This window comes from Arthrobacter sp. zg-Y844, assembly GCF_024385465.1.
Classification (GTDB): domain Bacteria; phylum Actinomycetota; class Actinomycetes; order Actinomycetales; family Micrococcaceae; genus Arthrobacter_B.
The window spans coordinates 933,151-945,493 of record NZ_JANFLS010000001.1 but is presented as its reverse complement, the minus strand read 5'-3'; the positions used below and the strand labels follow the sequence as shown (position 1 = coordinate 945,493).

The 12,343-nt window shown below is 66.5% G+C and carries 13 protein-coding genes; 7 read left to right on the top strand and 6 right to left on the bottom strand.

From position 1 onward, the window contains the following. Positions 1-3: 3 nt before the first annotated feature. Together NNX35_RS04470 and NNX35_RS04465 are read left to right on the top strand one after the other, a co-directional pair. Positions 4-1,548, top strand: coding sequence for a DUF6297 family protein (locus tag NNX35_RS04470; RefSeq protein ID WP_255765316.1), 1,545 nt, complete (start codon positions 4-6; stop codon positions 1,546-1,548). Between the two features lie 108 nt (positions 1,549-1,656). Next, entirely contained in the window at positions 1,657-2,208 is a 552-nt protein-coding gene (locus NNX35_RS04465) for a dihydrofolate reductase family protein (RefSeq protein ID WP_255862342.1), read from the top strand. A gap of 58 nt (positions 2,209-2,266) precedes the next feature. On the opposite strand, the gene NNX35_RS04460 is transcribed toward NNX35_RS04465, so the two are convergent. From NNX35_RS04460 to NNX35_RS04450, 3 genes are all read right to left on the bottom strand, one after another. After that, positions 2,267-3,052 (bottom strand): NADPH-dependent F420 reductase, encoded by a 786-nt coding sequence (locus NNX35_RS04460; protein ID WP_255862343.1) that lies wholly within the window; start codon positions 3,050-3,052, stop codon positions 2,267-2,269. Between the two features lie 75 nt (positions 3,053-3,127). Further along, positions 3,128-4,168, bottom strand: a complete 1,041-nt coding sequence (locus NNX35_RS04455) for an FAD-dependent monooxygenase (RefSeq protein ID WP_255862344.1) — start codon at positions 4,166-4,168, stop codon at positions 3,128-3,130. Between the two features lie 83 nt (positions 4,169-4,251). Further along, complete coding sequence (locus NNX35_RS04450; protein ID WP_255867097.1) at positions 4,252-4,968, bottom strand: DUF4386 domain-containing protein; 717 nt, start codon at positions 4,966-4,968, stop codon at positions 4,252-4,254. A 57-nt stretch (positions 4,969-5,025) separates the two neighbouring features. On the opposite strand from NNX35_RS04450, the gene NNX35_RS04445 reads away from it, so the two are divergent. After that, positions 5,026-5,772, top strand: a complete 747-nt coding sequence (locus NNX35_RS04445; RefSeq protein WP_255867096.1) for a TetR/AcrR family transcriptional regulator C-terminal domain-containing protein — start codon at positions 5,026-5,028, stop codon at positions 5,770-5,772. On the opposite strand, the gene NNX35_RS04440 is transcribed toward NNX35_RS04445, so the two are convergent. Further along, positions 5,769-6,296, bottom strand: a complete 528-nt coding sequence (locus NNX35_RS04440) for a hypothetical protein (protein ID WP_255867095.1) — start codon at positions 6,294-6,296, stop codon at positions 5,769-5,771. The genes NNX35_RS04445 and NNX35_RS04440 overlap by 4 nt on opposite strands. Positions 6,297-6,782: 486 nt before the next feature. Between NNX35_RS04440 and NNX35_RS04435 the strand changes: the two genes are divergently transcribed. The 3 genes from NNX35_RS04435 (at position 6,783) to NNX35_RS04425 (ending at position 9,549) form a co-directional block, all read left to right on the top strand. Further along, positions 6,783-7,550: an Ltp family lipoprotein gene (locus NNX35_RS04435; protein ID WP_255867094.1), complete on the top strand. Its 768-nt coding sequence runs from the start codon at positions 6,783-6,785 to the stop codon at positions 7,548-7,550. Between the two features lie 162 nt (positions 7,551-7,712). Continuing rightward, a complete protein-coding gene (locus NNX35_RS04430; RefSeq protein ID WP_255867093.1) occupies positions 7,713-8,282 on the top strand; it encodes a sugar O-acetyltransferase in 570 nt (189 codons plus the stop codon). 118 nt (positions 8,283-8,400) lie between these two features. Then, positions 8,401-9,549 carry a Vms1/Ankzf1 family peptidyl-tRNA hydrolase gene (locus NNX35_RS04425; protein WP_255867092.1) on the top strand — a complete coding sequence of 383 codons (1,149 nt, stop codon included), beginning with the start codon at positions 8,401-8,403 and terminating at the stop codon, positions 9,547-9,549. 13 nt (positions 9,550-9,562) lie between these two features. On the opposite strand, the gene NNX35_RS04420 is transcribed toward NNX35_RS04425, so the two are convergent. Further along, the gene (locus NNX35_RS04420; protein ID WP_255867091.1) at positions 9,563-10,201 is read right to left on the bottom strand and encodes a bifunctional 2-polyprenyl-6-hydroxyphenol methylase/3-demethylubiquinol 3-O-methyltransferase UbiG; all 639 of its coding nucleotides are present in this window, start codon (positions 10,199-10,201) and stop codon (positions 9,563-9,565) included. Between the two features lie 627 nt (positions 10,202-10,828). Here NNX35_RS04420 and NNX35_RS04415 point away from each other — a divergent pair. Next, positions 10,829-11,512 (top strand): hypothetical protein, encoded by a 684-nt coding sequence (locus tag NNX35_RS04415; protein WP_255867090.1) that lies wholly within the window; start codon positions 10,829-10,831, stop codon positions 11,510-11,512. A 54-nt stretch (positions 11,513-11,566) separates the two neighbouring features. Here NNX35_RS04415 and NNX35_RS04410 read toward each other — a convergent pair whose 3' ends face one another. Further along, positions 11,567-12,328 carry an SDR family NAD(P)-dependent oxidoreductase gene (locus NNX35_RS04410; protein WP_255867089.1) on the bottom strand — a complete coding sequence of 254 codons (762 nt, stop codon included), beginning with the start codon at positions 12,326-12,328 and terminating at the stop codon, positions 11,567-11,569. Positions 12,329-12,343: the final 15 nt, after the last annotated feature.

Sequence of the window (12,343 nt, the reverse complement as noted above, 5' to 3'; positions counted from 1 at the left end):
CCCGTGACCCGCATCGAAGCCGCCCCGAGGGCGACGGAGTTCAACCCGGCCCGCTACACTCGTGCAGCCTCGCGGGAACACCGCCGGGGCAGTGTCCGCGTCCGGGATGTGCTGCTGGACGCCTATGCCACCTTGCTGGGAGTCGGAACCATTGGCGCTCTGGCCGGGGGACTGGTGCTGGCGATGCGGAACGAGGTCGCGAAGGCCCTGGGTTCCGGAACCGGCAGCCGCCGCACCGTTATCACCGCGGACTGGACCGCCCTGCACGACGGCGCCGCGGCGACCGTCCTGCTGTTCGCGGCCCTGGCTGCGGTGTTGGCCGGTGCCCGGAAGCTCGGGCCGGTGGCCGTGGCCTCGGCCGAGGGGTACTGGTGGCTGAGCCTGCCCGTGGACCGTCGCCCCTTCCTGGCCGGACCGCTGCTCCGCCGAGCAGGCCTGGTCTGGGCCGGAGGTGCGGTGCTATATCTGCCGGTCGGCTTCATCAGCGACCTGCAGGCACCATTGCAAGGCCAGTTCCTCGGTGCCGCCGTCTTCGGGCTGGCGGCGGTCTGTGCACTGTTGCTGGCGGCCCTGCGGCAGTCGGCGGGGACCGGTTTCCCGGGCGGAACAGCGGGTACGGCCGGCGGGCTGGTGCTGCTGGTCCTGCTGAGTTTCGTTCCCCGGCTGGCCGCCGCCGGGGAGCTGTGGCCGGCCGCCGCAGCGTTGGCCGCCGTCGTTGGACTGTGGGCGCTGGTGTTCGCACGGATAGGTGCGATCCCGGGCCGTGAGCTGATCCGGGGCGGCGGGGTGTCCGGGCACGCCGGTGCTGCGCTGTATCTGATGGACACCAACGAGCTTGGCCGGGCGTTCGCCGGCACGCCGAAGGTCCGGACGACCTCCCGCGCGCGGCGCTGGTACGCCAGGGGAGCGCGCACCCCGTTCGGCGCACTGCTGCGGGCGGATGCCACCGCATTCCTGCGCACCCCCGGGACCTGGGGCCGTCCCGTACTGCTGCTCCTGCTCTGCATCACGGTTCTGCTGTCCGCCGGACAGCAGCCCGCGCCGCTGCAGCTGGTCATCATCCTGCTCACCATCTGCGCGGTGGTTCCGGCGCTGGGCACCCTGGCCCGGCAAACCGCGATCACACCGGGGCTGGACGCCCTGCTGCCGCTGTCCCCGGCACTGGTGCGGCTGAGCCGGACGGCCCTGCCCGCGGCCGCACTGATGATGTGGTCCGCAGGGTTCTGCGCCGTCCTGGTGCTGCTGGGTGCGGGCAGCCCGGCGCTGATCGGGCTTGGCGCGCTCGCCGGGGTCGGGTTCGGTGCTGCGGCGGTCCGGGGTGCGTACCGGCCGCTGCCGGACTGGACCGCTCCGCCGACCGAAACCGTGTTCGGTCCGGTGCCCACAGCGCAGACCGGATCCCTGGCCCAGGGGCTGGATGCGATCCTGCTGGCCGCGGTGCCGTTGCTGCTGGGCCTGTTCCTCGGCTACGTTCCCGTAGTGCTGCTGCTGGCCCAGGCGGTCTTTTCCGCGGTCTGCGTCCTGCTGGTGATGTATTCGCGGAAATAGGACGGGCGGCAGACTCGATGGCGCACTGGGCCTTACGTGAGCAGTGCTTCGCGGTGCATGCGCGCCAGCGCCCTTGTGCAGGGAAAGACCCGGGGGTTGAGTTGCGGGATGGGATCCCTTACATACTCCATGAACTGCTCACTGGACGGGTACGGCGCCGACGCTGACGGCAACTTCGCCTGGTTGGAGCCGACCGAAGATTTTCTTGCCTCACACTCCGAGGACCTGGAAGACGCGACCGCCGTGCTCTACGGGCGGCGCATGTACGAAACCATGGCCGTGTGGGAAACCGATCCAACCTTGGCCGCGGGGCCGCCGGGGGCAGCCCGGTTCGCGGCGGCCTGGACGGCGGTGCCCAAGGTCGTGTTTTCCTCCACACTGCAGGATGTTTTCACCGGCCGGACGACTTTGGAACGCACCCTGACTCCGGAAGCCGTGGAACGGGCCAAAGCCGCGGGAAACGTTATGATCGGCGGCCCGGAACTGGCCAAGAGCGCTATGCGAATGGGGCTGGTGGACATTGTGTCGCTGGTGATCTGTCCGGTAATTGCCGGCGGCGGTGCGCGGGCCCTGCCCGACGGGTTGCCGCTGGACCTTCGCCTGCTGCGGGAACAACGCCTCGACAACGGGGGAGTCCGGGTGACCTACGCCGTGGGCTGAGGCGTGCTTTCTGCGCGGCGGCCGGATCGGAACCAACCGCCGCGCACCCTGCTCCCGCCTAGAAGAGGCGTTCGGCCACGTTCACCCGGGTGGCCGACGCCAGCGCGGACTCGACCTTCGCCTTGGGTGTTGTGCCCGGAACCGAACTCATCAGCTGGTCATCGGGTGTGCCGGCATCCGCGAGGTAAAGACGGGTGTAGCCCGCGGAGTCCGGCTCAAACCTCCAGCTCTCGGCGACTGTGCCGGCGTCGACGACGTCGAAGCCCAGTCCGTCGATGAGTGCGGCCGCCTCGGCCTTGGCTGAGTCGTCGTCGGAGGCGATGGGCAGCGCGGAGCGGTCAGCGGACCCGGCGGGGCGGGCCAGAAGCGGAATGTGATGGGCCAGGATGTTATTGAAGGCCTTGACGTACTGCGCCCCGGGAAGCCGGCTCTGCACCAGTTCACTGGTGGTCACCGTGCTGTCATCAAGCTCGGCGATCCGTCCGTCCCGGGACGGGTAGTAATTGCTGGTGTCCAGGACGATTTTGCCGGCCAGCAATCCATCCGGAAGAGCGGAAACCGCATTCAACGGAATGGAAAGCACGACGGCGTCGCCGAGTTTTGCGGCGTCTTCCACCGTTCCGGCCTGGGCCAGCGGCCCGAGGTCGGCCACCAGTTCCGTGAGCGTTTCAGGTCCCCTCGAGTTGGCAATCACGACGTTCATGCCCGCCGCAACCGCGAGACGCGCGACTGCCGATCCGATGTTTCCGCTTCCAATGATGCCCAATGTCGGCATGGCGTATCCCTTCGATGATGTTTCGTTGGACTGGCGCGGGTGTACTCCGGCAGTCCCTAAAGGAGGCAACTGCCCGTGCTGCGGAGGAATTCCTTCGGGGCGTCGACGGCGGCGCCCCCGACGGCGGCTTTCGGGCGGAAAGTGCTAGGCGAACCGTGCCCCGGCGGACATCGCGAGGTTCCGGGCTCCGGTGAAGTGCTCGGCCGTGGCGACACGGTTCAGCAGCCGTGCCGCCCGGACCATGAGGTTTCCCCGCCGACGCCGGCCGGCGTCGTAGCGCTGCAGGCCGGCGGTGACGTCGGGAGCCGCACTGAGTGCGTCGATCAGGGCCACCGCGTCCAGAAGAGCGTCACAGGCACCGCGGCCAAGGTTCGGCGCCATGCCGTGCGCAGCGTCGCCCAGCAGTGCCAAGTTGCCGGAAACGTAGGACGGGAGCGGCGGAACGTCGAACAGTTCCCGGTAATCCATCGGGCTTCCGTCCAGTTTCCCCAGGACCCGGGCGACGTCCGGATGCCACCCGCGGTAGAGGCTGCGCAGCAGTTCTACCCCCTGGGCGCCGATAGCCTCCGGGGAACCCAGCGGAGGAAGGTCTGTGGAACGGAGGCAGGCAAACCAGTTGGTGCTACCGGCATCCAGCGGGGTAATGCCGAACAGGCGGCCGCGCCCCCACGTCTCGCTGACCCCGCCGGCCGGGCCGGGTACAACGCCGCGAAAGGCCACTGTTCCCAGCGCCCGGGGCGGTATTCCGTTGCAGGCGGTGCGCAGGCGGCTGAAGATTCCGTCGGCGGCCACAACAACATCCGCAGAGGGCAGGGTTGAGGGCCCTGCAGCCGGTGAATTCCATTGGATAAGCCCGGCAGGCAAGTCCCCGGCCAACGCCTCCAGCAGGACGGTGCGCGGCACCAGGCGGGCGGTCCGGCTGCGGCCCATGGCGGCGATCTGGCTGCCGTCCGGTTTCAGGATCCGTGCGCCCTGCTCTACCACCGAGCCGGCGCGGACTGCGTCACCGGCGCCCAATGCGTCGAGGGCCCGCATCGCCTCGGGCCACATGGCCAGCGCCGTTCCGCTGCCGGGAAGGTTTGCGCCGCGTTCGAGCACCTGGACCGACCATCCTGCGCGGAGCAGCCCCCGCGCAACGGCGGTTCCTGCGATACCCGCTCCGACGATCAGTGCTGAACCGCGCATGCGTGTCTCCTCATCATCAATGGTCCGGTTCCGTCGGGCTCGGGGCGGCCCCCGTCTGAGGGTGATTCCGTTCCTGCGGGAATCTACGCCGCCTGCTGCCTGCTGTCGACGTCGGCCGCCAGGTCCGCGGCGGTCTCCCGAGGCCGTCGGAAACCGACGACCGTCAGGTAGATCCCCAGCGACGCCTCCCAGATGATCTCCGGGAGCGTGGCCAGCGCGGAGGGAACCGAAGACTGTTCGTAGGCGCCGAAAAGCACGGCAATACCGGACAGCGACATCAGCGGACCGCCGACCAGGCCGAACAGTGCCATCGGCCGCGGCACCAGATGCGATCGGTACATCAGGAACCCGAGCAGCAGGCCGTTGCCGATACCCACCACGAACCCCGGGCCGAGCAGGAACGTCCAGTCATGCACCGTTACCAGTGCCCGCGCCACGGGCAGGTATTGCCCGGCGTCGGCACCCCCAGTCTGCCGCAGCGTCACCACGGTGAGCACGCTGAGAATCCCGAAGGCAATAAGCGCGCACTCCATGATCCGGGCCGCAACATAGCCGACAGCGGCAGTCTCGCTGTAGCGCCGCAGCACGGGAAACAGCACGACGGCGGTCCCGATGTTGGTCACGATCAGCGCCAGTTCGCAGACAGCGCCGAGCAGGATCCGGGTGTCGGCGCCGGGTCCGGCGAGGTAGTTGGGGTCGGTGAGCAGCGGTGCGTACAGTGCGGCCCCGGCGATGGCGGAGGCGAAGGTGAGGAGGAAGAGGATCCCGGCGGTCCGGGCCGTGCGGTTAGAGGTCTGCATGACGCTCCTGTAGGCCAAAGGTGTACGACGTACACCGGATGCGATGAACTTAGGTGTATGTCGTACACTCTGTCAAGCATCGATTTCCGGGAAGGCGGCCCTGTGGGACAGGTATCCAAGGCACGGCAGCAGGAACCGTCCGCGCGGCGTCCGCGCCTGAACCGGGACGCCGTGCTGCGCGCCGGCGTCGAACTGGCTGACCAGGTGGGCACCGACGGCTTCACCATGCGCACGCTGGCAGACGAACTCGGCGTGGTTCCCATGGCGCTGTACAAGCACGTGGCCAACAAACAGGAACTGCTTGAGGGCATGGTGGACCTGGTCTGGGCCGAGGTCACGGAACCGGATAGTGCGCGCGGCTGGAAACAGGCCGTGCGTGATCGCGCCGCCTCCCTCTGGGCCGCATTGGTCACGCACCGCTGGGCGGTGGGGCGGATGGAAGCGGCCGGCCGGCCGGGGCCGGAGAGCCTGCGCCAGCACAACGCGATGCTGGGCTGCCTGCGGCAGAGCGGATTCACGTTCCGCGCCGCAGTCCACGTCATGAGCCTGCTGGATGCCTACGTGTACGGCTTCGCCCTGCAGCAGAAGACGCTGTCCTTCGAAACCCCGGAGGAGTCGGCCGAGGCCGCCGCCGACACCCTCAACGGGGAATCGGCGGAGGTTGCGGCCCGGTATCCGTACCTGCTCGAAGTGGTGGGCGAGCTGGCGAAGCAAGGCTACGACTACGACGACGAGTTCAACGTCGGGCTCGACGTGCTGTTGGACGGCATCGAAACCCTGCGGGGCTCCTGGCGCGACGGCTAGGTTCGTCGGAGCGAGATCATCATTTCTTTGACGGCTTGATACTCAGCAGTGCGCTGATACGCCTCGAAAAAGCTGCTGTTCCCGGTAGCTTTGAGGCTCGGATCGATATCAGGAAGGTCCTCTGAAGGGCTAATCCACCGAGAGAAGGATGCGCCGGTTGTTGAGTCGATATTGAAGCCGGGCAGGGAGGACGAGATCGGAAAGTCTGACTTGAAAGTATTGATGCTCATTTCAGCACCCACTTCGCCACGGACCGGGTTGAACCTTGTTTCATAGTGATAAGCGATTGCCGTCCCTTCATGGGTTGGGGCAATCTGCTCACCCGGGATTTTCTGATATTCGAGCGGAACAGGTGCGACAGGCCCGGCGACCACCGAGTCATTGACTGCTGGAAAACCTGCGACAAAAGCAGCCATCTGCCTTCCTTGCGCATCCTGCACGATGAGGGACGTGGACACTTCGTTCGGGCCCGAGGCGGGATTGGAGACCACTGACCATTCGGAGGGGTAATCGAACTCGAACATGCCGTCGGGGGTAACGTACGTCGAAACCCGGGGTGTGGAGACCGCCGGTTGGGGTAGGTCCTGTTCCTTCGAGGGGGACTCAGCCGGAGCGGTTTGTGTTTCGGTCGGCCCCGGTCCCGCAGTCTCGGCATCCGGGACTGACGGAGCGCAAGCCCCCAGAAACAGTACGGCCAGCACAGCGATTGCCGGTTGAAGAATACGGTGGCTTTGAGGCATGGATTTCAATATCCCCTGATTTTATCGCTGATCGCAACATGAAACTCCGACAATCAGTAATTTGTAGGAGATCCCGCGCTTTCGACGTGAGAGCAGGCGTGCTCCGTCGGATAATATGTCCGGGTCGACCTAATTGTTCCGGTATTTGCCAGGTGTGCGGCAACTTCGGAATCGACCGTAGTTGCAATCTCCGCTGCGGCGAAGACATGACGCTTTGACATCGTCGACTACTGAAGCACAACCCTGATAACAGAAAAGGCATACACCTTAATGAGCACTACCGAAACAAGCTATAAACCCGTTATCGGCACCGGGAAGTCCTTTGTCGTGACATGGCTGCTCGCGCTCTTCCTAGGCGGGCTGGGTATCGACCGGTTCTACCTGGGCAAGATCGGGACCGGTGTCCTGAAGCTCCTGACGGGCGGCGGTTTCGGCATCTGGACGCTGGTTGACCTGATCATCACCCTGACCGGGAACCAGAAGGACAAGCAGGGCCGCCCGCTGGACGGATATCAACAGAGCAAGAAGACGGCGTGGATCGTCACCATCATCGTGTGGGTCCTGAACGTCATTGTTTCGGTGATCATGATTGTCACCATGACGGCGACAATTAGCGCGGCTGTTCAGGAAAGCCAGAAGGCATCGGAGACGAACAGCACTACGCTGTCCAGCCCGGCCCCGGTCTCCTCCGCACCGACCGAGGAGGCACCAGCTGCTCCTGCCGTTCCAAAGAACAATGACAATATGCAGGCGCTGAACAGTGCCACGTTCTACAGCGACTCCCTGCACATGAGCAAGGCCGCCATCCAGGACCAGCTGGGCGGGGAATACGGCCAGTACACCCCGGAGGCCGCGCAGTACGCCGTCGATAACCTCAAGGCCGATTACAAGACCAACGCGCTGGAAGCCGCGAAGTCTTTGCAGAAGGAAAACCCGATGCCCCTGGATGAGCTGCGGGATTACCTCGCCAGCACCGATATGTACGGCGCAATGTTCACCCCTGAGGAAGCCGACTACGCCATTCAGAACCTGAAGTAGTCCCCTTCCGCAAAACTCCGATGCCGGCCGGCGGACTGACGACCCGAGGACGACGACGGCGGGGCGAATGCCGCGGCATTCGCCCCGCCGATCCGGGAGCTGTTGCCACCCCGCTGCACCGGTGCAACGGTAGGACGGGTAGGCCAACCGACAAGGGGCACCATGGACCTCGAGGAACTGCTCGCGGCGCTCAACGCAGGCGAAACCGTTACCGCCGGATCACCGCTGCATGAAGCCATGCACCACGCCAGCCAGGCCGCCCTGCAGGTTACCGGCGAGCTCAACGGCGGCTACCATGAACCGGCCCGGGTGCGGGAGCTGCTCTCCCGGCTGACCGGGAAACCGGTGGACGACACCGTTGCCCTGTTCCCGCCGTTCTCCTCCGACTTCGGGAAGAACATCAGCCTGGGGAAACGGGTGTTCATCAACGCCGGCTGCCGGTTCCAGGACCAGGGCGGGATCCGCATCGGCGATGACTGCCTGATCGGCCACAACGTTGTCCTGGCCACCCTCAACCATGATCTGGCACCGAAACGCCGGGCGGACATGCATCCGGCGCCGGTCACGCTCGGCCGGAACGTCTGGCTCGGCTCCAACGTCACGGTCCTGCCGGGGGTGACGATCGGCGACGATTCCGTGGTGGCCGCCGGCGCCGTCGTCACCAAGGACGTTCCGGCGCGGGCCCTGGCCGTCGGGTCACCGGCACGGGTTCTCCGGCACCTCGCGGATTAGACCGGCGGGCGGCAGGCGTGTGGCGGGCGCAGCCCTTTAGTTGCCGTGAACGCCGGTGTTAGCTTGAGGCACGGATTGAATCGATGTGCGGGAACACCCGTACGGGATGGAGATCGCCATGACTGAACACCTCCACAAATACGCCGACCTGTACCGGAAACAAGGACCCTGGTGCGCGGCCTATGTCGATGCCGGGGCCGGAACGGTGGAAGGCCGGGAAGCGGCCGAAGTCCGCCCGGGCGCTGTCCGGAGGGCGCTGGCGGAAAAGGGGGCTCCGCCGGCGGACCTTGAGGCCATGGAAGCCGCGGTGGCTCCTGCCTACGGCGTGCCCGCCCCGGTGTCGCGCTTCGTCCTAGTCCGGCAGGGGACGGAGGAACTGAACGAACTCCTGCCCGGCCCGCTTGTCGGCCCGAAGCACGTTTCCGTGGGGCCCGTTCCGGACCTGCTGCCGCTGCTCAAGCACCGTCCGGAAGAATTCCCGTACATCGTTGCGGAAGTGTCGCGGGAAGGCGCCGAGATCCGGCTGGCACACGTGGGCCGCCCCGGTCCCGCCAGCATCCAGGATGTCGCAGGCTCCACCGAGGACATCCGCAAACTCTCCGCCGGCGACGGCTGGGCGCAGGACAAGCAGCAGCGCAGGACCGAAGGCATCTGGCGCCGGAACGCGGACGAGGTCGCCGGCCAGATCGACAGCATCGTGGACAGCAGCGGTGCCCGGCTGATCGTGCTCGCCGGTGATGTCCGTGCCCGCGGACTGGTGCAGGACCAGCTCGCCGAAGCGCACCGGAACCTGGTCCGCATGCTCGATTCGCATACCCGTACCGGCGGTGCCCATCATGAGGGTTTCGAGGACCGCGTCCAGGAACTGATTGCCCTGCAGTGGGCGGACGAGCAGGAACAGATCATGGACCGCCTCGCCCTGCAGCAAGGGCAGGCCAACCCCGAGTCGACCACCGGCATCGGTGCTGTTGTCCAGGCCCTTCAACAGGCGCAGGTGGACATGCTGATCCTGAATGACACTGCGCTCGCCGACCACCGGTTGTTGGCCCTCGCCGTCGAGCCGTGGGTGGCCACTGCGGAGGAGCAGGCGCTGGGCTCAGACGTGCTGGGCAAGGTTTCCGCTCCAGTGGCCCTGCTGCGCGCGGCGGCCCTGACCGATGCTCGCCTCCTTCTGGTGCCCGACGGCGTCCTGCCCGCCGGAGCCGGCGTCGCCGCGCTGCTGCGCTGGCCCACCGGCCCCGAAGCTCCCGGCAGGAACGCGACCTAGGGGCAGCCGCGGATTAGCGCTCGCGGACGGCCTGGACGACGACGTCGCGCAAGGTGACCTGGCTGCCGTCCGGCGCGGTCATGGAGCGCGGATGTTCCTCGGCGACGGTGATGCTCCATGTCGCCGGATCCAGCAGCGCCCGGATGGCTTCGGCAGTCACGACCGTGTCGGCCGGCGGGTGGTGCCCGTGCGCTGTGGTGGCCTCGTCGTCATGCGCGTGCCCGACAATCAGGAGGGTGCCGCCCGGTGCCACCCACTCCGCGACCCGGGTATAGAACTCGAGCTGCGGCATCGCCGGGTGGGCGTAGTTGGTGGTGACCAGGTCAAAGCGGCGTCCCGGTTCCCAGGAGACCAGGTCCGCCTCGATCCAGTCCACGCTGCCGGACAGGGTCTGCGCTTCGGCACGCCGGGACGCTGCGGCGAGGGCAGATGCCGATACGTCCGCACCCACTACCGTCCAGCCGTGGACGGCCAGTTCCAGGGCTTCCGCGCCCGTTCCGCAGCCGGCGTCCAGCGCCGTGCCTGCCGGGAGCTCCGCCGCGAGGCGCGCCACGTAGGGGTTCGCGGGCGGCTGGTGGCCGGCGGCCGGGGCGGTGTCCGGGGCCTCGTGCCAGTGCTGCTCCCAGTAGTCCTTGTCGAAGCTGTGTGTCATTGTTCCAGCGTAGTCCGGGCCGCGCCGGAGCTAGCTCGAGGTGTCCTCCTGAAGCAAGGCGGTGGCATCGCTGCGCGTGGTGACGACGCCGAAGCCGGTGTGGTGCAGTGGGCGTCGCTGGTTCGCAAAACCCATAGTCGCTCAGCATGCGAAGGAAAAGCCCCCCTGACACAAATATGAAATTTCCTAGAGGCCGTATGGACATTCATATTTTGGCAACACAGTGTTGGCGACACCCTGTTGGGAATGCAGTGTTGGGAACCCACCTACAGAAGCCAAGACGATCATTTTGGGGATGATATGAGCCACATAGTGCAATCAAACACTGTTCATCGAGAGGCAACTACCCGTCCGGTGCAGCACCACGCCAGCACAACCACCCTGTGGTCCGTCCTGAGCATAGAGCCCGAGCGGAGGGATGCGGGTGATGAGATAGTCCGCCGTATTGTGGGCCCGCTGTCTTCCCAACTGCGGGTCGGGGAGGGGAGCCGGTTCCGGTTTTCACGCAACCTGGAATCCGCCCATCCGGCCGTACTCCTGCATTTGCTTGCCACCGATGACGTCGCTAAGCGCCTATGGAAGTTTGCGCACGCGCTGGCGGAGGAAAGCGCTGCCACACTGGGCCCCGTGAAGATCTCACAGGCGCCGGACATCATTTATCCACCACGGCCGGGCGAACCGGTACCTGAGGTGGTGGAAGCGGGGCTTGCCCGGTTCGGTGGACCAAAGGGCTTGGAACTGGCTTCCGGGATTTCCGAGGTGTCTTCGGACCTGGCTTTGTGGGCAGTCAACCGCTTTCCCCGCCTCAACATGCGCTCGATGCTGGCTGCCCTGCTTCTCTTCGACACCGGCCACGCCATGATGCGCGGCCCCCGGTCAGCTGTTTGGCCCGATCGCAGAACCACTAGCTGGGACTTTTACTGGAACGCTCATCTGCACGCCTGCACAGGATCTTTTGGCTCGCAGTCGGAGTATGCGCGCAGGGCAGCGATGGCGCAGATGGCACCGCGGGTTATGCCCGCGCACAGGGTGATGGCCGCCCTTGCCGCGGAGTCGGCAGTGGATGTCTGGCGGAAGCGCTGGGCAAGGACCGTCGATGAATATTTGTACCGGGCAGACAAGCAACGCATCAGTCGCAGTGCGCAGCAGCTGGCTACCGGGGCCAGCCAGCTGGCACTGAAACAGCTGGGCTTCCCGCTCCGGGAACAGGGGGCACTCGGGATCTACGCGCGTGCTTGGAGTAAGGATATTGAAGCGAAGTATTCCGGTGAGGAGAGCTCGTCGCAGCCGTCGAAGCCGGGTAGGAAATGACGGTGTAGGCGGCACACGCCAGGGGCCACCGCTTATGCTCGGGACCACAATTTCCTAGAACTGGATCCCCCGGGAGAGGGCGCCGTCCGTCAGGACGTTCGCTCCGGTCATCCGGGAGGCGCGCGGGCTGGAGACGAACACAACGACGTCGGCCACCTCCTGCGCGCTGCCCATCCGCCCGGTGGGATTCAGCGCCATGGACGAGGCGAACATCTCCGGACTGTTCCGTTCCATGCTCTGCCAGACGCCGCCGTCGTGATAGGTGTTGCCCGGCGACACCGTGTTCGCGCGGATCCCGGTCCCGGCCAACTGGAAGGCCAGCCCTGCCATATAGGCGATCAGCGCGGACTTGACCGTTCCGTACGGGCCGGACGCGAAATCCACCTCCCGGCCGGAGACGCTGGAAATGGCCACCAGCGACGGCGACTCGCTGCGCCCAACATGCGGGACCGCCGCCTGCATCAGGCGTACGGTGCCCATCAGGTCTACCCGCAGGCACGCTTCCCACGATTCGGCGCTGTCGTCGATGGCCAGGGCGCTGACGTTGCTGACCACCGCGTCCAAACCGCCGAAGCGTCCGGCGACGGCATCCACCCAGGCGGCCACGGCATCGCCGTCGCCCACGTCCAGGACGGCGCCTTCCACCTTCACCCCGCTGCCGGCCAACGCCGTTTCGGTGGCGGTGATTTCCGCCGCGTCCCGGGCGCAGAAGGCCACGTTGGCCCCTTCCGCGGCGAACGCTTCCACGATGGCCCGCCCGATTCCGCGGGTTCCACCGGTGACCAGTGCCGTCTTGCCGTTCAACTGCAGATCCATGGTTCCTCCGGAGCG

What these genes read in the sequence shown, in the direction of transcription:
- NNX35_RS04465 (WP_255862342.1), top strand. Translation starts at nt 1,657, where the DNA reads ATGGGATCCCTTACATACTCCATGAACTGCTCACTGGACGGGTACGGC.
- NNX35_RS04410 (WP_255867089.1), bottom strand. Translation starts at nt 12,328, where the DNA reads ATGGATCTGCAGTTGAACGGCAAGACGGCACTGGTCACCGGTGGAACC.
- NNX35_RS04420 (WP_255867091.1), bottom strand. Translation starts at nt 10,201, where the DNA reads ATGACACACAGCTTCGACAAGGACTACTGGGAGCAGCACTGGCACGAG.
- NNX35_RS04430 (WP_255867093.1), top strand. Translation starts at nt 7,713, where the DNA reads ATGGACCTCGAGGAACTGCTCGCGGCGCTCAACGCAGGCGAAACCGTT.
- NNX35_RS04455 (WP_255862344.1), bottom strand. Translation starts at nt 4,168, where the DNA reads ATGCGCGGTTCAGCACTGATCGTCGGAGCGGGTATCGCAGGAACCGCC.
- NNX35_RS04450 (WP_255867097.1), bottom strand. Translation starts at nt 4,968, where the DNA reads ATGCAGACCTCTAACCGCACGGCCCGGACCGCCGGGATCCTCTTCCTC.
- NNX35_RS04435 (WP_255867094.1), top strand. Translation starts at nt 6,783, where the DNA reads ATGAGCACTACCGAAACAAGCTATAAACCCGTTATCGGCACCGGGAAG.
- NNX35_RS04425 (WP_255867092.1), top strand. Translation starts at nt 8,401, where the DNA reads ATGACTGAACACCTCCACAAATACGCCGACCTGTACCGGAAACAAGGA.
- NNX35_RS04445 (WP_255867096.1), top strand. Translation starts at nt 5,026, where the DNA reads ATGTCGTACACTCTGTCAAGCATCGATTTCCGGGAAGGCGGCCCTGTG.
- NNX35_RS04440 (WP_255867095.1), bottom strand. Translation starts at nt 6,296, where the DNA reads ATGTTCGAGTTCGATTACCCCTCCGAATGGTCAGTGGTCTCCAATCCC.